Source organism: Afipia sp. GW822-FHT03D08, from assembly GCF_058801645.1.
Window position 1 is genome coordinate 232,995 of the sequence record NZ_JBXANK010000002.1, and the last position, 19,727, is coordinate 252,721.

The 19,727-nt window shown below is 61.0% G+C and carries 16 protein-coding genes and 1 pseudogene; 5 read left to right on the top strand and 12 right to left on the bottom strand.

What is annotated here, in order from left to right:
• From hpnC to AC1RM7_RS16165, 4 genes are all read right to left on the bottom strand, one after another.
• The gene (gene hpnC, locus AC1RM7_RS16150) at window positions 1–882 is read right to left on the bottom strand and encodes a squalene synthase HpnC (protein ID WP_024920590.1); all 882 of its coding nucleotides are present in this window, start codon (window positions 880–882) and stop codon (window positions 1–3) included.
• On the bottom strand, window positions 879–2,033 hold the full coding sequence (locus AC1RM7_RS16155; RefSeq protein ID WP_244434479.1) for a glycosyltransferase: 1,155 nt from the start codon (window positions 2,031–2,033) through the stop codon (window positions 879–881). Before AC1RM7_RS16155 ends, hpnC begins: the two co-directional genes overlap by 4 nt.
• 193 nt (window positions 2,034–2,226) lie before the next feature.
• On the bottom strand, window positions 2,227–3,414 hold the full coding sequence (locus AC1RM7_RS16160) for a BaiN/RdsA family NAD(P)/FAD-dependent oxidoreductase (RefSeq protein WP_024920592.1): 1,188 nt from the start codon (window positions 3,412–3,414) through the stop codon (window positions 2,227–2,229).
• A 45-nt stretch (window positions 3,415–3,459) separates the two neighbouring features.
• Window positions 3,460–5,046, bottom strand: a complete 1,587-nt coding sequence (locus AC1RM7_RS16165; protein ID WP_024920593.1) for a B12-binding domain-containing radical SAM protein — start codon at window positions 5,044–5,046, stop codon at window positions 3,460–3,462.
• 239 nt (window positions 5,047–5,285) lie between these two features.
• Between AC1RM7_RS16165 and AC1RM7_RS16170 the strand changes: the two genes are divergently transcribed.
• The 3 genes from AC1RM7_RS16170 to AC1RM7_RS16180 all read left to right on the top strand — a co-directional run bounded on the left by AC1RM7_RS16170 (window position 5,286) and on the right by AC1RM7_RS16180 (window position 9,421).
• Window positions 5,286–6,284, top strand: a complete 999-nt coding sequence (locus AC1RM7_RS16170; RefSeq protein WP_024920594.1) for an NADP-dependent oxidoreductase — start codon at window positions 5,286–5,288, stop codon at window positions 6,282–6,284.
• 127 nt (window positions 6,285–6,411) lie between these two features.
• Window positions 6,412–7,698, top strand: a complete 1,287-nt coding sequence (gene oxlT / locus AC1RM7_RS16175; RefSeq protein ID WP_006019752.1) for an oxalate/formate MFS antiporter — start codon at window positions 6,412–6,414, stop codon at window positions 7,696–7,698.
• 133 nt (window positions 7,699–7,831) lie between these two features.
• On the top strand, window positions 7,832–9,421 hold the full coding sequence (locus AC1RM7_RS16180; protein ID WP_024920595.1) for a gamma-glutamyltransferase family protein: 1,590 nt from the start codon (window positions 7,832–7,834) through the stop codon (window positions 9,419–9,421).
• Window positions 9,422–9,632: 211 nt separating this feature from the next.
• On the opposite strand, the gene eda is transcribed toward AC1RM7_RS16180, so the two are convergent.
• From eda to AC1RM7_RS16220, 8 genes and pseudogenes are all read right to left on the bottom strand, one after another.
• The gene (eda, locus tag AC1RM7_RS16185) at window positions 9,633–10,292 is read right to left on the bottom strand and encodes a bifunctional 4-hydroxy-2-oxoglutarate aldolase/2-dehydro-3-deoxy-phosphogluconate aldolase (protein ID WP_034460699.1); all 660 of its coding nucleotides are present in this window, start codon (window positions 10,290–10,292) and stop codon (window positions 9,633–9,635) included.
• Window positions 10,289–11,227: a sugar kinase gene (locus AC1RM7_RS16190; protein WP_024920597.1), complete on the bottom strand. Its 939-nt coding sequence runs from the start codon at window positions 11,225–11,227 to the stop codon at window positions 10,289–10,291. The genes eda and AC1RM7_RS16190 overlap by 4 nt, the downstream gene beginning before the upstream one ends.
• Window positions 11,228–11,245: 18 nt before the next feature.
• Complete coding sequence (gene denD, locus AC1RM7_RS16195; protein WP_024920598.1) at window positions 11,246–12,229, bottom strand: D-erythronate dehydrogenase; 984 nt, start codon at window positions 12,227–12,229, stop codon at window positions 11,246–11,248.
• A gap of 42 nt (window positions 12,230–12,271) precedes the next feature.
• Window positions 12,272–12,982 (bottom strand): carbohydrate ABC transporter permease, encoded by a 711-nt coding sequence (locus tag AC1RM7_RS16200; protein WP_444826206.1) that lies wholly within the window; start codon window positions 12,980–12,982, stop codon window positions 12,272–12,274.
• A gap of 13 nt (window positions 12,983–12,995) precedes the next feature.
• Window positions 12,996–13,043 (bottom strand): annotated as a pseudogene (locus AC1RM7_RS16205) (hypothetical protein); the annotation flags it as partial.
• 227 nt (window positions 13,044–13,270) lie between these two features.
• The gene (locus AC1RM7_RS16210; protein WP_024920599.1) at window positions 13,271–14,227 is read right to left on the bottom strand and encodes a carbohydrate ABC transporter permease; all 957 of its coding nucleotides are present in this window, start codon (window positions 14,225–14,227) and stop codon (window positions 13,271–13,273) included.
• 118 nt (window positions 14,228–14,345) lie between these two features.
• A complete protein-coding gene (locus AC1RM7_RS16215; protein WP_006019744.1) occupies window positions 14,346–15,671 on the bottom strand; it encodes an ABC transporter substrate-binding protein in 1,326 nt (441 codons plus the stop codon).
• A gap of 76 nt (window positions 15,672–15,747) precedes the next feature.
• The gene (locus tag AC1RM7_RS16220; protein WP_006019743.1) at window positions 15,748–16,815 is read right to left on the bottom strand and encodes an ABC transporter ATP-binding protein; all 1,068 of its coding nucleotides are present in this window, start codon (window positions 16,813–16,815) and stop codon (window positions 15,748–15,750) included.
• A 206-nt stretch (window positions 16,816–17,021) separates the two neighbouring features.
• On the opposite strand from AC1RM7_RS16220, the gene AC1RM7_RS16225 reads away from it, so the two are divergent.
• Window positions 17,022–18,899, top strand: a complete 1,878-nt coding sequence (locus AC1RM7_RS16225) for an IlvD/Edd family dehydratase (protein ID WP_244434478.1) — start codon at window positions 17,022–17,024, stop codon at window positions 18,897–18,899.
• 15 nt (window positions 18,900–18,914) lie between these two features.
• Complete coding sequence (locus AC1RM7_RS16230; RefSeq protein WP_024920601.1) at window positions 18,915–19,649, top strand: SDR family oxidoreductase; 735 nt, start codon at window positions 18,915–18,917, stop codon at window positions 19,647–19,649.
• The last annotated feature ends 78 nt before the right edge of the window (window positions 19,650–19,727 follow it).

Genomic DNA, 19,727 nt, shown 5'->3' on the forward strand with positions numbered 1-19,727 from the left:
TCAGATCACACGTCCGGTGCTGGCCGGACGTGGCATTTGCCCCGTCACGCGCCGGAACAAGCCACCCGCCATCGCGGATAGCGCAACGCCCGCCATCTGCCCCTTCGACAGATGGACATTCTCGCTGAGCGGATCGCGCACTTTCAACAAGTTCACGATCTTGTCGGCGAAAGCATCGATCACGCAGACCTCCAGCGAGAACCGGGTGTCCTTGATCTCGCCTGGAAGCGAACGGCCCTCGTGCAAGAGCGTCTCGGTGCGCCGCGCCAGCGCCTGCAGACATTTCAGCAACGCTGGCGTGGAACGCGCCTCTCCGAGCATCTCGACAGTAGCACCCGATGCCGCCAGTGCGTCGCGCGGAATGTAGACCCGATTGAGATTACGATAGTCCTTGCCGCAATCCTGCAGATGGTTGTTGATCTGCAACGCGGCGCAGATGGCGTCGGACGCCGCCCACGTCGAGCGGTCCTCGCCATGAACGTCGAGCATAAAGCGGCCGACCGGCATCGCCGAGAGCGAGCAGTAGTGGATCAGTTCGTCCCAGTTCTCGTAGCGCAGCTTGGTGACATCGAGACGAAACGCGTTCAGCAAATCCTGCGCATGCTTCGGGGACATTCCGCGTTCGGCAAACGCCTTGCGCAGCGCCACCGCTTCCGGCTGCGTGTCGCCCTTACCCAGCAGTTCGGCTTCCAGCAGATCGAGCTTGTCGAGCTTCTCCTGCGCGGGCAGCGTCGCATGATCGGCGACGTCGTCGCCGGTGCGCACAAAATTATAGAACGCAAGGATCAGCGCCCGGTGGCGCGGATGGATGATCCATGACGCGACCGGGAAGTTTTCGTCCTTGTGGCTTTTGCCTGAACGCAATTCGCCTGCTGTTGTCATTGCGAGCTGGATACCTGTGCCTGGGCGCGGCCTTTCCACATTCCGCCACGCCCCTGAAAATGCTGGATCGCGGAGTTGACCGTGAACACCATGTAAGCGACTGCGATTGCGGGAAGCGCCGGTCCCCAGAGAGCCGACTGCCCATAGTATCGCAGCGTGGGCTGGAACGCGAGGGCCATCAGCAGCCACGCGGCGGCCGCAAATACCGCCGCAAGGCCGTGACCGAACAGCACAATAAGGACCGGTGCGAGGAACACGATTGTCATCGCAAAGATGGTTCCGATCAAAAGCGCCAGCGAATAGTGCAACTGCGCATAGGCTGAACGTGAGATCATCTGTCCCACGTCACCAACGGTATCCGATGCACGAACGCTGACGACGTTCTGCGAGAAACCAAGCCATACCGGTCCCTGCGTCTTCAGCCGTACACCAAGTGCGCAGTCATCGATCAGCGACCCGCGAATGGCGTCGATACCGCCGGCATTCTTCAGCGCGTCCCATCGCGCCAGAATGCATCCGCCGGCGGCCGCACCGGTCGCGCGCGTGCGGCTGCGCACCCAACCGAACGGATAAAGCATCCCGAAGAAGAAGATGAAGGCCGGGATCAGATATTTCTCGGCCAAGCTCTCGCAGCGAAGTTTCGCCATGATCGACGTCATCGCGAGCTTTTCGTTTTGTGCGCGAGCCACCAGCCGCATCAACAAATCGCCGGAGTAAACGATGTCGGCATCCGTCAGAAGAACATATTCAGGCTGCGTTGCACTGCTTTCGACCAGCGTGAGCCCCTGCTTCACCGCCCAGAGCTTGCCCGTCCAGCCCGACGGCAACGGGCGGCCCTGTAAAACCGTCAGACGATCCGATGCGCCGATCTTTGCCGCGGCTTCGCTTGCGATCTGCGAGGTGCCGTCCTGGCTTTGATCATCGACCAGGATCATCGACAGCGCGCCGGGATAAGACTGGCTGAGGATCGAGGTCACGCAGGCACCGACGCCCGCAGCCTCATCGCGTGCCGGCACGACGACGGCGACCGGCGGCCAGTTCATGAAGCCGGGCGCAGGCGCAAGGTCATCGAACTTCTGCGTTCGCCAGAAGTCGCCCCGGGCCACAATCAGATAGACCCAGATCGCCAAGGCTACGGCAGCGGTGACCAATGGTATTTCAGCTGACAATTCAGGCTCGCGAGCAGGTTTGGGACGGCGGCAACCGTGGGCCTCCGCCGCAGTCGATTAGCAGGTTCGCGCCCCTGAAGACAATCCTCCATTCTGACGAAATATTCGTGCAATTTCAGGTGTTTATAGGGAGGTTTGGGCTGAAAACCCGTCTCGATAGCTTCCAGGGAACCGGTCAGACGATTTGGCCGGCGGCAAACCCCGACGACCAGGCCCACTGGAAGTTGAAACCGCCAAGATGGCCGGTGACGTCGATCACCTCGCCAATGAAAAACAAACCGGGGACCGACCTGGATTCAAAGGTCTTCGACGACAATTCCGCCGTATCCACCCCGCCCAGCGTGACTTCCGCTGTACGGTAGCCTTCGGTCCCGCGCGGCGTCACCTGCCACTTGTTCACGAGCGCAGCCACCGCCTGCAACTGGCGATCGGACATGTCCGCCATTCGCGACATTCCACCACCCGCCTCCGCGATCCTCTGCGCAAGCCGCGACGGCAATAGCCGCGCAAGCCCGGTCGCCAGCTCCTGGCGAGGATGATCCCGCCGCAACTCTTTCAGCGCGGCGAAAACATCAACACCCGGCGCCATATCGATCTGAATATCGTCGCCGTCGCGCCAATAGGATGAAATTTGCAGGATCGCCGGGCCGCTCAATCCCCGATGGGTAAACAGCATCGCCTCATCGAATTGCACCCCATCGCAACTCACCACCGCATCGACAGCAACGCCCGCGAGGTCTTTGGACCGCGCCAGCAAAGCCTCATCGAATGTCAGCGGCACCAGCCCCGCGCGCGGGGGGACGATCTTAAGACCGAACTGCTCGGCGATTTTGTAGCCGAAACCGCTCGATCCCATTTTCGGAATCGAAGGACCGCCGGTCGCGATCACCAGCGATTGCCCGCGGATCTCGCCGCGATCGGTGACGACCGTGAAGCCACTCTCACCCTTCGCAACAGATGAGATTTTCGTGCCCGGATGCAGCGTCACACCCGCAGCTCCGCATTCATCGAGCAGCATGTCGATGATCTGCTGCGAGGAGTCGTCGCAGAACAGTTGTCCGCGCGTCTTCTCGTGATAGGCGATGCGGTGCTTCTCGACCAGCGCAATGAAATCGTGCTGCGTATAGCCGCTCAGCGCAGACTTGCAGAAGTGCGGATTGCGCGACAGGAAATTCGCAGGCGTCGCGTGCAGATTGGTGAAATTGCAGCGCCCGCCGCCAGAAATGCGGATCTTCTCGGCAGGCCGCTTCGCCTGTTCGATCACCACCACGCGCCGGCCGCGGCTTCCCGCAACGCTGGCGCACATCAAGCCCGCCGCGCCTCCACCGAGGACAACGACGTCGTAAACCAGCGGCTGTTTCATGAATGCCCGGACGACAAGGCGGCTGGCGATGCCGTCAGGCGCGCATCACTCAGCAGCGACGGACATATCCCGCAATCTTGTCGAATAATATGAAGCATTCTGCTGCCCGCTTGAAGCGTCCCGGGCAAATACTATCAGATGGTGCGCGACCAGACCAACGCTGATGACCCGCTCGATATCGCCTGTTTTAAGGCGCGGCCATGCGAACTTCCAGAACTCGCGGCGATAGTCGCCCTTCACACCGACGCGCCAGATGATGTTCGAGAGCATCGTCATGCCGCGTTTGATGTTGCTCCATGACAGCCGCTGCTTGCTGTTTGGCGGCTGAAACCGGTTCGGATAGGTTTCGCGCACCTGATGCTCGAACCGCGCGAACAGTTTCCCCGGCGTGTAAGCCCGGCCCATACATTCCCGCCATGTCGAGACGACGTGTTCGTAGGGCAGGAAGAAATCGACGTTGGAATCGCGATCGCTGTCCTCGATCAGACGGCCCTCGCGCTTCAGGCGATCGTACAGAGGCGTGCGCGGCAACGCCTGCAACAGATTGATGGTCAGCAGTGGAATCTGGGACTGGTCGATGAATTCGAGAATGCCCTCGCCGGCATCGAGCTTGTCGGTGTCGAGACCGAGAATGATGCCGGACACCACCTCCAGCCCGTAACTGTTCAACGTTCGCACGCCCTCCAGGATCGGGACCATCATATTGTGCTGCTTCGACATCGCCTTCAGCGCGTCAGGATCCGGCGTCTCAATGCCCGCGAACAGCGTCGTGAAGTACGCCTCGCGCATCAGCGACAGGATTTCCGGGCGCTTCGCGATGTTCAGCGTCGCTTCGCAGGCAAACTGGATCGCGTATCCGTTACGCTTCTGCCATTCGACCAGATGCGGAAGCAGGTCCAACGTCGCCTTCCGGTTGCCGATGAAATTGTCATCGACGAAATAGACCGCGCCCGCGAGGCCGCATTCCAGCATCTTGTCGAGTTCGGCGATCACCTGCTCTGGAGACTTGAGGCGCGGGTTGCGGCCATACAGCGCCGGAATGTCGCAGAACTCGCACTGATACGGACAGCCCGACGAAAACTGGATGCTGCCGATGAAATACTTGTTGAGCGGAAGCAGCTCATAGGCTGGAAGCGGAAACGCCGCCATATCCCGACGCTCTTTGGTCGTCAGGATCACCTGACGATCGGGCCGCGCGGAATCCCTTCCCAGACGCCGGAAGAGTTCATAGGTCGCGTCGCCAAGTTCGCCGACATGCAGGTAATCGAAGTCCGGGTAATATTCCGGGCACGCGCTCACGGAAGGACCGCCCAGCGCCACGGCTAAGTCATGCTGATGCGCCCGCCGGCAGATATCGTTGATCTGCGGCCGCTGGATATGCATGCCGCTGACGAACGCAGCGTCCGCCCAAATGAAGTCCTCGTCGGTTGCCGCCCTGATGTTCTCGTCGATAAAGCGGACCTCCCACCCGGCCGGAAGCGAGGCCGCGATCAGCAGGAGGCCCTGCGGGGGCATGAAAGCCTGAACGCCATCGGTCAGAGGGTATGCGTATTCGAAAGTGCCAAATGAGGGGGAATATCGGGGAAAAACACAAAGAATGCGCCGTAGGGAAGGACTTACCACGTCTCTCATCAGGCCCCCTGCTCTCGAAATATGCAGTTGCGCTAAGAACGGGCCACAATTCCGGTGAGATTAGGGCACTTCCGAGGACGCAGACCCGCTCTCAGCGCGGCCATACTCAGACAAGCAAGCTGCGGTCCACTCCGAGAAGAACGCCCTCAACATGGCTCGGTTCCACCCCGTTCCAATCCCGGATCAAAGGCTGCTATCGTCGCGGGATAAAAAGACACAAGCCCTGCGGAGGAATGCCTATGACACAGACCAATCGTCAGATTCTGCTGGTCGAGAAGCCGACCGGAAAGCTGCTGCCCCAGAATTTCAAGATGGCGGAAGCAGCCATTCCCGAACCCAAGGACGGCGAGGTTCTGCTGCGGGTGCTTTACATCTCGCTCGATGCGGCCAACCGCGCCTGGATGCAGGGTGCGACCTACCGTGCAGCCGTCGAGGCCAATACCGTGATGGCGGGCGGCGCCATTGCCGAAGTGGTGAAATCCAATGCGCCGGGCTTCACCGCCGGCGATCTGGTGTTCGGCGATACCGGCTGGCAGGACTACGCCGTGGTCCGCGCAAAACATCTGGTCAAGGTGCCGCGCATCGATCCGATCACCAACCTGCTCAGCGTGTACGGCGTGGCAGGTCTCACCGCCTATTTCGGCCTGCTCAACGTCGGCAAGCCGAAGGCAGGCGAAACCGTCGTGGTATCCGCCGCCGCAGGATCGGTCGGCTCCTTCGTCGGGCAGATTGCCAAGATCAAGGGCTGCCGCGTGGTCGGCATCGCGGGCGGCAAGGAGAAGTGCAACTGGCTGGTCTCGGAGCTCGGTTTCGATGCGGCGGTGGACTACAAGTCCGAGCCCGTGTTCAAAGCGCTGAAGGCGGCCGCACCGAACGGCATCGACGTTTACTTCGACAATGTCGGCGGCGATATTTTCGAAGCCTGCCTGCCGCAGATGAACCAGCACGGCCGTATCTCCTGCTGTGGAGCCGTGTCGGCCTATGACGGCACGCCGCCAGCCCACGGCCCCCGGGGCGTCCCAGGACTGATCGTCGTCAAGCGCCTGATCGTGCAAGGCTTCATCTTCACCGACTTCAATGATCAGCGTGACGCCGCGATGGCTGACCTCCAGTCGTGGGTGAAGGCCGGCAAGATCAAGGTGCAGGAAGACATCATCAACGGCCTGGAAAACACGCCGAACGCGCTGATCGGACTTCTCGCCGGCGAGAATCGCGGCAAGCGAATGGTCAAGGTGTAAGGAACACTTCGACCACGGATTCATTCCGTTCAAAAATGCATGTGCCACCACCCCACAAACGCATAACGCCGATAAGGTGAGTGGCACGTACATTGCTGTGTTTTCTCCAACCATGGAGAAAACCGGCATGAGTCTCACCACCGATCTCAAGGCAAGCAACGCACGCTGGATTCAACTGTTGCTGGGCGTCATCGCGATGATGGCGATCTCCAGCCCGCAATACGTCTGGACGCTGTTCGTCAAATCCTTCCAGACCACAACGGGCGCAACGCTTCCCGCGATCCAGATCACCTTCTCGTTGCTGATCGTCCTGCAAACATGGCTGTCGCCGGCACAGGGCTGGCTGATCGACCGTTTCGGACCAAAGCTCCTGATCGCCGCAGGCACCGTTCTGAGCGGACTGGGATGGGTACTCTCGGCCTATGCAACATCGCTGACCGCGCTTTATGCAACCTATGGCTTGTTTTGCGGCATCGGCACCGGCATCGTTTATGTCGGCATTGTCGGCCTGATGGTGCGCTGGTTCCCGGACCGGCGCGGTTTCGCCACGGGGATGGTTGCCGCCGGATATGGGTTCGGCGCGATCCTGACCACGTTCCCGATCGACGCCATGCTGAAGAGTTCGACATATCAGTCGACGCTGATCACCTTCGGCATCATTCTCGGCGCCGTTGGCCTTCTGGCCGCGCTCGGTTTACGCAATCCCAAAGCCGGAGAGACCGCGGCAGCGGCGACCTCGATCAAGGTCGCAACCTCGGCCGTGGATTACGAACCGAAGCAGATGCTGAAGACACCGATCTTCTGGCTGATGTTCGTCATGATGACGATGATGTCCACCGGCGGGCTGATGGTGATTTCGCAGTTCGCAAATTTTACCAAGGATTTTGGCGTCGCCAATGTGATGGTCTGGGGTCTGGCGGCACTGCCGCTCGCGCTCACCATCGATCGCATCACCAATGGACTGACCCGGCCATTCTTCGGCTGGGTATCGGATCGCATCGGACGTGAGAATACGATGGGCCTCGCGTTTATCTTCGAAGGCATCGCCATCGCATTGATGGTCGCCTTCCGCGACAACGCGCTTGCGTTCGTGCTGCTGTCGGGCGTCGTGTTCTTCGGCTGGGGCGAGATATTTTCGCTGTTCCCCTCCACCCTGACCGACACCTTCGGCACCAAGAACGCGACCACGAATTATGGATTTCTCTACATGGCCCAGGGTATCGGTTCTGTGCTCGGCGGCCCGGTTGCAGCAATGATCCGTGAATCCACCGGGAGCTGGATGCCGGTTTTCGGCCTGATCATCGTCATGGATGTGTTGACCGGCCTGCTCGCCCTGTTCGTCTTGAAACCATGGCGGATGGCATGGTTCGGGCACGCCGCACCCGGCACACCTCTGGCTGCCCCCGCCGAATAGGTTTCTTAGCGATCCACGCCAAAATACCCGGCGAAAGCCGGTTATTTTGCGGTTTGCCAAAAGTGAAGTATTCACTTACATATGGCATAGCGTCCATTGTCGGCGCGTCAACGCTAGACCATGGATACGATCAATGCTGAATACGCCTCGCTCCCGCCGCGGCATGGTAACCTCGCCGCACCATCTCGCCAGCGAAGCCGGGCTGCGCGTGCTGCGCGAAGGCGGCAACGCCATCGAGGCAACGCTGGCCATGGCAGCGAGCCTGCCGGTTGTCTATCCGCACATGAACTCGATCGGCGGTGATGGCTTCTGGCTGATTTCCGCCAGCGGCAAGCCACCGATTGCAGTGGACGGCTGCGGCGCAGCGGGACAGGCTGCGACTGTTGAATTCTACAAGGGCAAGGGTCTGTCCGCAATTCCATCACGCGGTCCCCTCGCCGCCAATACAGTCGCTGGCACGCTGTCCGGCTGGGCCGAGGTGATCGCGATCAACAAGGAGATGGGCGGAAAACTTCCGCTGTCCCGGCTTGTGGAAGATGGGGCGTGGTCCGCCGAGAACGGCTTTGCCATCACCGCGACACAGCAGGAATTGACCGAGACGAAATTCGCCGAACTGAAAGACTCGCCGGGCTTTGTCGATACATTCCTGCTTGGCGGCAAGCTGCCGAAGGAAGGCCAGTTGATGAAGCTGCCCGCGCTCGGCGCAACGCTGAAGCGGCTCGGCCAGCACGGCCCAATGGATTTCTACACCGGCGCACTGGCGAAGGAGATCGCCGCGGATCTGGCGCGCTGTGGCTCTCCGGTCACGCTGGCCGATCTTGCTGCACAGAAAGCGCAGCGCCGTCAGGCGCTGTCGGTCGCGGTCAAGGGCGCGACGCTGTACAACTTCCCGCCGCCGACGCAGGGCCTCGCCTCGCTGATGATCCTCGCGATCTTCGAGCGGCTCGGCGTCAAGGAAGCCGAAACGTTCGAGTATCTCCATTGCGTTGTCGAAGCCACCAAGCAGGCGTTTCTCGTGCGGGACCGCATCGTGGGCGACCCTGCATTGATGGAGGAAAAGGCCGAACACTACCTGACCTCCGCGACGCTCGACGGACTCGCGGCCAACGTCAACCGTAAGCGCGCGCTGCCATGGCCGATGCCGGTCAATCCGGGCGACACCGTGTGGCTGGGCGCCGTGGACAAGGACGGCATCGCTGTCAGCTTCATCCAGAGCATCTACTTCGAATTCGGCTCCGGCTGCGTGCTGGAGAATTCCGGCATCGTCTGGCAGAACCGCGGCTCGAGCTTCCTGCTCGATGGCGATGGACCGCGCGCGCTGCGTCCCGGCCGCAAGCCGTTCCATACCCTCAACCCGGCGATGGCGTTGTTCGACGATGGCCGCCGCATGGTCTATGGCAACATGGGCGGCGAAGGGCAGCCCCAGAGCCAGTCCGCCGTGTTCAGCCGCTATGCCATGTACGGTCAGGGCTTGCAGGCCGCGATCACCGCGCCGCGCTGGCTGCTCGGCAAGACATGGGGCGACGCCACAGTAACGCTCAAGCTGGAAGACCGTTTCGATCCGGCGGTGGTTCAGGCCATGCGAGATGCCGGTCACGACATCGAGATCCTGCCGGCTTTCACCTCGACCATGGGCCACGCCGGCGCTGTCGTACGTCACGCCGACGGAATGTTCGAGGGAGCGACCGATCCACGCAGCGACGGCGCAGCGATGGGATTTTGAGAGTCGGGACGAGTCTTTAAGAGGCGGGATTCGTCTTCACGATGAACTTGAACGTCCGTTTCGCGCGAGGTTGCGATATGAGTCGCAACCCGTTCACCGGACTCAGGTTTTTCGAATTGAGGCCCACCCATATGATGTCCTCCCCGCGAAAGCGGGGACGACATCGAGAGCGGCGGTAGCGCGTAAACGGGGAGAGGTGACAAAACGGAAGCTACTTTCGCCGCAGCGATTTCATCGCGTCGACGCAGCGCCCGGTGATGACCTCCCAGTTCCCCGCTTTGACGTCCGATGCCGGGCATAGCCACGACCCGCCGACCGCGATGACATTCGGCTCAGCCAGCCATGTTGCGGCGTTGGCGGCGCTGACACCACCGGTCGGGCAAAAGCGCGTATGGGGGAACGGTCCGGCCAGAGCGCGCAGCATCGGAATGCCGCCGGATTGCTCGGCGGGAAAGAATTTCAGCAGATCAAATCCCCGCGCCCGCGCCTGCATCAGCTCAGATGCTGTAGCGACACCCGGCAGCAGCGGAAGGTCGCTCGCCGCTGCGGCGTCGAGCAACTCCGGCGTAGCGCCGGGACTGACCGCGAACCGCGCGCCGAGGGCCTGCGCTCGGCGCAGGTCGTCGGCGTTGAGGACGGTGCCGATTCCGACTACGGCCTCCGGGATCTCGGCGATAATCGCCCTGGCGGCATCGGCTGCTGCCTCTGTGCGGAACGTGATTTCGAGCGTTTTCACACCACCCGCCACCAGCGCACGGGCCAGAGGCACGCCATCCTCGACGCGGCCGATGGTCAATACCGGAATAATCCGCGCAGGCATCAGGATCTTCTCCAGGGCGGCCTGCCTTTCAGAGCCCGACATGCCCGTCATGATGATCGCTCCATCCCGGCCGCGCTGGCCGTCCCGTTAGACGGCATCGCGGCGCGCGGAATGATTGCGCCCCGGTGACCGATCACCACACCGGCCAGACGATGCCCGGCCAGTGCCGCCTCAACAGGCGCTATTCCGTCCAGCCGCGCGGCAAGATAGGCGGCTGCGAAACTGTCACCCGCCGCTGTCGTATCCACCACTTTGCTAACCGGGTCCGCCTTCACGGCGTGCTCCACGCCATCATGCCTGACAACGCTGCCCGGCGTTGCAAGTTTGAGCACGACCTCGCGGGCGGCCATGCGGTCAATCAGTTCACCGTGCATGCGCGCTCCGAATAATGGAGTGAGGTCATCGACGGACGCCAGAACGATATCCGCGACGGCAAGGATATCGCGATAGACCTGACGCGCGGTATCCAGCACCGGCCAGCCTTGAACGCGGAAATTGGTGTCGAACGCCACGCGCGTCGAGCCCTCGCGAGCCTTCCGGAGCGCATCGATCAGCCGCTGACGGCCATCGGGGCTATAGAGCGACAGCGTAACGCCTGAGAGATAGATCAGATCATAGCTTGCCAGCGCCGCCAGGATTGCATCGGTCTGCGGCAAATCGAGCAGCATCCGCGCCGCCGCGCTCTCGCGCCAGTAGTAGAATGACCGTTCACCCGCCTCGCTGGTCCGTATCACATAGAGGCCGGGCAGCTTGCCGTCGATCCGCGCAACGCGCGCGGTACCAACGTCCTCGCCCTTCCAGGCTTTAACCATTTCGTCGCTGAATGGATCGATCCCAAGCGCAGTCACGTAGTCCACGCTCACACCAAGACGCGCAAGATAGACCGCCGTGTTCAGGGTATCGCCGCCATAGCTACGCGTCAGTTGACCACCGGCGCCCTGCGAAAGTTCGATCATGCATTCGCCAATGCAGGCGACAGTCGTCATCGCTGCACCGGCGTTGTGTCAGGACACGAATGAACCGTCGAGTTCGTCTTCAATATGAATGCGGATGACGTCATCGAAGGTCTTTTCGGCCGTGGTGAAACCGAGTTTGAGCGCGCGATCGGTGACGAAATCGCGCGGCCAGCCGGCCACAATGCCGACAATGGTCGGGTCTGGCTCGCGCTTGATCCGTGCCGTCACGTTCGGCCCTGCCACGCGTGTCAGCGCGGCGATCTGCTCACCGACCGTCACCGAGAGTCCCGGCATGCTGAGCGCCCGGCGCGGACCGATGGTGCCGGTGTCCATGGTCGCGGCGTGCAGCAGGAAGCCGACTGCGGAGCGCGGCGATGCGTGCCAGTGGCGCACATCTTCGGACACCGGCAGAACCGCTTCCTTGCCGGCCAGCGGCTCGCGGATGATGTTGGAGAAAAAGCCGGACGCCGCCTTGTTCGGCAGCCCGGGCCGCACACAAATGGTCGGCAGACGGATGCTGACGCCGTCGAGCAGGCCCTTACGGGAGTAGTCGGAAACCAGAAGCTCGCCGATCGCTTTCTGCGTGCCATAGCTCGTCAGCGGTGTGGTGAAAAACTCGTCACCGATTTTGTCCGGGAACGGCGCGCCGAACACTGCAATAGATGATGTAAACACCACGCGAGGCTTGTAGTCACCGCCGATGGCGCGGATGGCGTCGATCAGATAACGCGTGCCGTCGAGATTGATGCGGTAGCCCTTGTCGAAGTCTGCTTCAGCCTCACCCGAGACAATGGCCGCGAGATGGAAAATCACATCCGGTTTTGCCGCCACAAGCTTGGTCACCGCAGCCTGATCCGCGACGTCGCAGGTCACCGTCTCGACGGGAATGGAAGTATTCGGCTTTGCCGGGGCGACGACATCCTGCAACGTCATGCGGGTGATGTCGGACTTTCCGAGCCTGCCGTCGCGGAGCAACCGATCGACAAGTTTGCGCCCCACCATGCCGGCCGCGCCGAGAACCAGAATATGCAAAGCCTTCGCCCCTTCTTTGGAGTTTCTTCTTGATGTCGAGGTCTATTCCTTGACCGCGCCGGTCATGGCGGACACGTAGTGCTCCACGAAGAACGCGTAAAGAATGACCAGCGGCAGTGAGCCGACCAGCGCGCCTGCCATCAGCGATCCCCACTTGTAGATATCGCCGTCGACGAATTCGTTGACGATGGCGACGGGGACCGTCTTGTTCTGTGTCGAGGACAGAAAAGTCAGCGCGTAGATGAACTCGTTCCAGCAGAGCGTGAACGAGAAGATGAAAGCCGAGATCAGCCCGGGCACCGCAAGCGGCAGCACGATCTTGGTCAGGATCTGCCAGCGGCTGGCGCCGTCGATCAGAGCGCATTCTTCAAGTTCGTACGGAATGGTCTTGAAGTAGCCCATCAGCAGCCAGGTCGAGAATGGGATCAGCAGTGTCGGATACACCAGGATCAGCGACAGCGGGGAATCGAACAGTCCGTAGGAATGGATCACCGACGCCAGCGGAATGAACAGGATCGACGGCGGAATGAGATAGGCCAGGAAAATCGAGGCGCTGACGACATTGGCGCCCTTAAACCGCAGGCGGACGATGGCGTAGGCCGCCAGCACACTCGCGACAATCGAGATAAACGTTGCCGCAGCGGCGACATACATCGTGTTCCACAGCCAGCGCGGATACTGCGTCTCGAACAGCAGCTTCTGGATATGCTTCAAGGTCGGCTTCACAACCCAGAATGGGTTGTAAGTCTCCATATCGATCAACTGTTCATCCGGTTTGATCGAGGTCAGCGCCATCCAGTAAAACGGAAACAGCAGGATGACGACCATGATGAACAGCGGAATGTAGAGCGTCACGATCTTGCTGGGCAGTGTCTCGAGATAGCTCATGCCCTCGCTGTTGTCGGTCGACGACTGCGCTGTCGCGGCTGGCGGATGTGCTGCGTGATCGGTCATTGTCAGATCCTTGCTGCCATTTGCGCCATTCGCGCGCGGGCCTTGCCCCGACCGCGCAAAACCAAAGACTTCACCGGAGCGACGTCATCAGTCATTGTCAGACCCCTGCTGCCATTTGCGCCGCTGCATGCCGAACCACGAGATGGTAATGGCCGCGAGCAGGAACGGAATCATTGCGGTTGCGATCGCCGCGCCCTCGCCGAGCCGACCGCTGAGAATGCCGCGCTGATAACTCAACGTCGCCATCAGATGCGTGGCGTTGACCGGGCCGCCGCGCGTCAGCGCCCAGATCAACTGGAAATCGGTGAAGGTGAACAGCACCGAGAATGTCATGACAACTGCGATGATCGGCGTCAGCAGCGGATAGGTGATGTAGCGGAAACGCTGCCAGTTGGTCGCGCCGTCGAGAGTCGCGGCCTCATAGAGCGATGGCGACACCGTCTGCAAACCTGCGAGCAGCGTAATGGCGACGAACGGCACGCCGCGCCAGATATTGGCAATGATGACGCTCACCCGCGCCCAGGTGGAGTCGCCCAGAAAATTGATGTTCTGGTGGATCAAGCCCATCTTGGTGAGCGACCAGGAAATGATCGAGAATTGCGAGTCGTAGATCCACCAGAATGCGATCGCGGACAAAACTGTGGGCACGATGAACGGGATCAGGACGGCGGCGCGGATCAGCGCCTTGAAGGGCATACTGCGGTTGAGCAGCAGCGCAAGATAAAGTCCGAGTGCGAATTTGATGGCGCTGGCCACGATCGTGTAAACGAGGGTGTTGAACACCGACAGCCAGAAGACGCCGTCCTCCCACAACCATTCATAATTCTCGATACCAATGAACTGTCCGGCGCGGCCGATGCGAACATCGGTAAAACTCATCCAGACGCCAAGGCCGAGAGGATAAGCCAGAAACAGGATCAAAAAGCCCGCCGCGGGCAGCATGAACCAGAGTGCGATCCAGTTGCGATTCGTCATGAGGCGCCGCCAGGCCGACAGCGAACTGACGTAAGGCTTGGTGGAGACGGTTGCTGGAATCGTGGTCATGGTTCCGAACCCTTGTCGCGCTTTTCGCAAAAGTGGAAACCAGTTTTGCGAACAATACGCGCAGATGGTTGATCGATAAAGCGCCGGCGCGGAAGTTCCGCGCCGGCAATGTCAATTATCAGCGATAAAGCCGCTTGGCCTGACGCTCAGCGAAGGCAATCGAGCCCTTCGCATCTTCACGGCCGGTGCAGTAGTTCGCGAACATGTCGACGACGAGGAAGTCCGCGATCGCCGCTGCGGCGTTCTCTCCGAGCGTACCGAGACCACCTGGCGTCAGGGTGCGCTTGGCGACGTCGCGGTACACCGTGTTCTTCGGATCCGACGTCCAGACCGGATTGTTGTCGTAGCCGTTGAGGAATGGCGACAGATAGCCGGACGCAGACGTCAGCCACGGATTGAACTGGTCGGCCTCCATCATGAACGCGGTCAGCGCCTTGCACGCCTGCGGGAACTTCGTGAAGTTGAAGGTCAGCATCGTGAAAGGCAGATGCAGTTCGGTCGGCTTTCCGGCTGGGCCGATCGGCATGTAAGCATGATTCATGTCTTCGGCGATGTTCTTCGCCTCGCGCTTGGCGGTGACATAAACCGAGATGCCGTTGCAGGTCGCGTGCAACTGGCCGGCAAGGAACGCCTTGTTGTTCGACGAGTCGTTCCACGACGCGGTGCCGGGAATGAAGTTGTCGTACAGCGCCTTGACGTATTCCAGCGCCTTCATCGTCTCGGGCGAGTTGATGATGACCTTGTCGTTCTTGTCGACGAGATAGCCGCCATGGGTCCACAGCGCCCAGTGCAGCCAGGTGTTGGCATCGCCCGAGGCGTGGCCGAGCGCCATACCGGCCGGCGTGCCGTTCTTGTTGAGAGCCTTGCACAGTTCGAGGAAACCCGCCGTGTCCTTCGGGAACTCCTTGAAGCCGGCCTTCTCCATTGAGCTGATACGATAGTTCATCAATGCACCGGTGCAGGCGACCGGAATGCCGATCCACTTGCCGTTCTTGTCCTTGCCGTAGGCATTGGCCGAGTCGGCCCAGCCGCCGTACTTCTTGCCGAGATAATCGGCAACGTCGCTCACGTCGACGCACTTCGTCGGCAACAGATGCGGCAGCGAATACAAACCCCAGACCATGTCGAGGCCCTGCCCGGTGTTGGCCGCGACCGACGCCTTCGGCTGAATGTCGTCATACGATTCGTTGGAAACGTTGACCTCGACACCGGTGGCCTTGGTGAAGGCCGCAATGATGTCCATGAAGGCCTTGTCTTCGGCTTCCACGAAACGCTTCCACCGCAGCAGGTTGATCTTGGCGCCGGCCTCAGGCTTCCACTGCGTGGTCTGCGCCCAGGCCTTTGCGAAGCCAAGAAGCTGATCGGCTGAAACCGTCGCCGCGCCGGCGAGCACCGATGCGCCACCTTTCAGAAGCGCACGGCGATTTGGCAAAAATTTATCCATTACTTCATCTCCCTGTTGTACCGGCTCTTCGTTGTCGTGGCCGGCTGTTGGTTATGATTTTAGTGAAGCGCGATTTTTAGTTGATCAGACGCTTTCCGGTCTCCTTGTCGAAGACATGGGCTGCAGCCGGATTCGGCCGCAGCCTCACCTTGTCGCCCGGCTTCACCGGGCGGCGATCGCGGATGACGGCGATCAGATCCTGCTGGCCGATGCGTGCCACGATCTGGGTTTCCGATCCGGTCGGCTCGACCACGATGACGTCGGCTTCGATTCCGTCATCGGCGAATTCGAGATGCTCGGGACGAATGCCGTAAGTCACCGGCTTGCCGTCGAGACCGGTGCGCGAAGCCACCAGCGGCAGCTTTGCGCCGTTCGCGGTCTCGACATGCGGCGTATTACTGCCGACCAGTTTGCCGTCGAGGAAATTCATCGCCGGTGAGCCGATGAACCCTGCGACGAACTTGTTGTCCGGATGATCATAAAGCTCGAGCGGCGAACCCATCTGCTCGACAATGCCGTCATGCATGACGACGATCTTGTCGGCCATGGTCATGGCCTCGATCTGGTCGTGCGTGACGTAGACCGTGGTCGTCTTGAGCCGCTGATGCAATTCCTTGATCTCGGTGCGCATGGCCACGCGCAGCTTGGCATCCAGATTGGACAGCGGCTCGTCGAACAAAAATACCTGGGGATCGCGCACGATGGCCCGGCCCATGGCGACGCGCTGGCGCTGACCGCCGGACAACTGCCTCGGATAGCGGTCGAGCAGCGGCGTAAGTGCGAGAATATCGGCGGCGCGGTGCACCAGCTTGTCGATCTCACCCTGCGGCGCGTCGCGTAGCTTGAGCGAGAAGCCCATGTTCTTGGCGACTGTCATGTGCGGATAGAGCGCATAGTTCTGGAACACCATGGCGATGTCCCGCTCCTTGGGTTGCACGTCGTTGACCACGCGGTCGCCGATCGAGATTGTTCCCGAGGTGATGTTTTCCAGACCCGCCAGCATCCGCAGCAAGGTCGACTTGCCGCAGCCGGAGGGACCAACCAGAACGACAAATTGTCCGTCCTCGATCGGAACCGTCACGCCGTGCAGGACTTCAAATCCGCCAAACGATTTTCGCACGTCGTGAATATGCACAGACGCCATAAACTCTCCTCCCTGTGGTCCCGGCGTCGTCCGGCGGAAGCCGTCGCTGCTCTGTTTTTTCTGAACTTCGATGCTCGGAAGTTTGCCGAACGTAGTCTCTGCGGGTTACCCGTTCTTGCTATTAGACCGAGGTCTTAGCAGAGATTTTCGGCTTTGTCCCAAAGATCGGATGTTTGAGCCGCGAGCGTTGCAGATGACGCTTCGACATGCAAACATTACCAACGCCGACACAAGCATGTGTGCAGTGCGGGAGAAATCTTGTGAAAAAAAACGACGATAACGCCGCAACAAAAAACGGCGGAAAGCGCAAACTCCGGTCCCAGCTCTGGTTCGATAATCCTGATAATCCGGGAATGACGGCCCTTTATCTTGAGCGGTATCTGAATTACGGGCTGACGCGGCACGAACTGCAATCCGGCAAGCCTATTATCGGCATCGCCCAGACCGGCAACGATCTGTCGCCCTGCAACCGCCATCATATCGAGCTCGCGCAGCGCGTGCGCGAGGGCATCCGCGAGGCCGGCGGCATTGCGATGGAGTTTCCAACCCACCCCATTCAGGAAACAGGCAAGCGGCCGACGGCGGCGCTGGACCGCAACCTTGCCTATCTCGGCCTCGTCGAAATCCTGTTCGGCTATCCGCTGGACGGCGTGGTGCTGACCACGGGCTGCGACAAGACTACACCCGCCTGCATGATGGCGGCGGCGACCGTCAACATTCCTGCTATCGTGCTGTCGGGCGGGCCGATGCTGAACGGCTGGTTCAATGGCGAGCGAACCGGTTCCGGCACCGTGGTCTGGAAATCGCGCGAGGAAATGGCCGCCGGCAAGATCGACTATGACGAGTTCATGGAGATCGTGGCGTCGTCCGCGCCATCGGTCGGCCATTGCAACACCATGGGTACCGCCTCGACCATGAATTCGCTGGCTGAAGCGCTCGGATTTTCGCTCCCGGGCTGCGCTGCGATTCCGGCGCCCTACCGCGAACGCGGCCAGATTGCGTACGAGACCGGCAAGCGCGCCGTCGAGATGGTGTGGGAGGACCTCAAGCCCTCCGACTTCCTGACCCGGAAAGCATTCGAGAACTGCATCGTGGTCAACTCGGCAATCGGCGGCTCAACTAACGCCCCGATTCATATCAATGCGCTGGCCCGTCACATCGGCGTCGATCTCACCATCGAGGACTGGCAGACCATCGGCCACGATGTCCCGCTGCTGGTCAACATGCAGCCCGCCGGCTTCTACCTCGGCGAGGAGTATCACCGCGCCGGCGGCGTCCCCTCCGTGGTGCGCGAACTGATCAAGCACAAGCGCATCCACGAGGATACGCTCACTGTCAACGGCAAGACCATCGGCGAGAACTGCAAGGCCGCGCCCGCACCGGACAGCGACGTGATCCGCACCTACGACAAGCCATTGGTGAAAGATGCCGGCTTCATCGTCCTGCGCGGCAACCTGTTCGATTCGGCGATCATGAAGACCAGCGTGATTTCGAAGGAATTCCGCGACCGCTATCTGTCCAACCCGAAAGACCCCGAAGCCTTCGAAGGCCGCGCGATCGTCTTCGAGGGACCGGAAGACTATCATCACCGTATCGACGATGAATCCCTGAACATCGACGAACACTGCATGCTGTTCGTGCGCGGCGTCGGGCCGATCGGTTATCCCGGCGGCGCGGAGGTCGTGAACATGCAGCCGCCCGCGGCGCTGATCAAGAAGGGCATTACGTCCCTGCCGTGCATCGGCGACGGGCGACAGTCCGGCACGTCGGGCTCACCCTCGATCCTCAACGCCTCACCGGAAGCAGCTGCCAATGGCGGACTTGCGATTCTCCGAACCGGCGACCGGGTGCGCATCGACCTCAACAAGGGCGAAGCGAATATCTTGATCTCGGACGCCGAGGTGAAGCAGCGCCACGCGGACCTGTTGGCCAAGGGCGGTTTCCCCTACCCGAAGAACCAGACGCCGTGGCAGGAGCTTTATCGCGACACGGTCGGTCAGCAGGCCACTGGCGCCTGTCTTGAACTGGCAACCCGCTATCGCAACATCGCCGGCACCGTCGGCGTGGCGCGCGACAATCACTAACGTCGGGGCTTTGATATGTCTGATCGACTGAAGGGCAAGCGCGCGTTCATCACCGCGGGCGCAGCCGGCATCGGCCGCGCCTGCGCCCTCGCCTTCACAAAGGAAGGCGCGACGGTGATTGCGACCGACATCGATGACAAGGGGCTGGCCGCGCTCGCCAGGGATGGCGTGGCCGAAACGCACAAACTCGATGTGCGCGATACCGCGGCGGTCGAAGCGATGGCGAAGAAGGTCGGCAGGGTCGATATTCTGCTCAATGCCGCCGGATTCGTCCACAACGGCACCGTGCTGGATTGCGCCGACAGCGACTGGGATTTTTCGTTCGACCTCAACGTCAAATCAATGCACCGGACGATTCGCGCCTTCCTTCCGCTGATGCTTGAAGGCGGCGGCGGCTCGATCGTGAATGTCGCCTCCGCCGCTGGCGTATTCAAGGCTGCGCCCAACCGCTACGTTTACAGCGCGACGAAAGCTGCTGTGGCGGCTCTCACCCGCGCCGTCGCGGTCGATTTCATCACCAAGGGCATCCGCTGCAACAGCATTTGCCCTGGCACCATCGAAACGCCATCGATGCTCGGACGTGCCGCCGCGCTTGGAGCCGGCGGGCGCGAAATGTTCGTCAGCCGCCAGCCAATGGGCCGCCTCGGCACCGCGGACGAAATCGCGTCGCTCGCGGTCTACCTTGCCAGCGATGAAAGCGCCTTTACCACGGGCGTCGCGCACATCATTGACGGCGGCTGGACGCTGTGATTTCGACGCTCCACCAAAAGCGAAATAGAGTGAGTTATTCACCTCTCCCATGGGGAGAGGTCGGATTGCGAAGCAATC